The sequence below is a fragment of the Anaerofustis butyriciformans genome, from assembly GCF_036289385.1.
Taxonomy (GTDB): Bacteria; Bacillota; Clostridia; order Eubacteriales; family Anaerofustaceae; genus Anaerofustis; species Anaerofustis butyriciformans.
In genome coordinates this window covers 1-961 of sequence record NZ_JAYFFH010000019.1, presented here as the reverse complement: position 1 = coordinate 961, position 961 = coordinate 1, and the positions used below count along the sequence as shown (strand labels likewise).

Below are 961 nucleotides of genomic sequence, written 5' to 3'. Positions count from 1 at the left end.
TACGAAAGGAGTAATGCACTATAACTACACACAAAAATTTATCCGTTAAGATTGATTACATCAGCATTGTATTTGAAACGGCAACTGCTGAAGATGTCATCATGCACATTTTAGGTTTACCGACTGACATTTTCAATGTCTATCCGGCAAGCATTAAATACAAAACCTATCAAGCACGCTGGCAGATTGGAGATATTTATGTATCGGGCGACGCAAGAAAAACAGAGGATAACCCACAAGGGTTAGGCTGTTATCTTGTTATGACCGGCAGAGGGTGTGATGATATTTTCCGTATTCTCGACAGTAGGAATTGTACTTTTGGGGATATGTTCAAACATTGTGAGCGAAGATACGGACAGGATAACTTCCACTTCACAAGGCTTGATATTGCCATTGATGATAAAAACGAAAAGCCATTTTTTACCATAGAGCAGATAAAGAAGAAATGCGAAAAAGAGGAATTTATCTCGAATAGTGAGGGCTACCACTTTGACGAAAGCAAGTTTGATGATTTCGACACCGCAAAGACTGTTTATATCGGTGCTGGTAAATCGGGATTGTCCTACCGCTTTTATGATAAGGATAAGGAAGTCTGTTCAAAACATAATAAGACGCTTGAGGAAGTCGGCAGTTGGAAACGGACAGAAATGCAACTGCGTGATGATAAGGCTCATGCTTTTGCCATGACATTCAAGGAAAGACCGCTGGAACTTGGAGAACTGGCTTTCGGTCTATTGGCAAACAACCTACGCTTTGTCGTACCAAACAGAAACGAAAGTAATAAGAGCAGATGGAAAACTTGTCGGTTTTGGGAACGCTTTTTAGGGGCTGTGGAAGTCTTAAAACTGCAAGTACCAAAACAGCAAAATTCCCTTGAAGAAACACAGCAATGGCTCACAGAGGGTGGCGTGATTTCCGCTGTCAAAAGTTTTTACTTCTTGGAAGAACATGACGCATTAGG

Annotated in this window: 1 protein-coding gene; it reads left to right on the top strand. The window is 41.0% G+C overall.

The window, feature by feature from the left end; translation table 11 throughout:
- Positions 1 to 101 precede the first annotated feature (101 nt).
- On the top strand, positions 102 to 961 hold an 860-nt coding region (locus V2W16_RS11145; protein ID WP_329386027.1), incomplete at its 3' end, for a replication initiation factor domain-containing protein.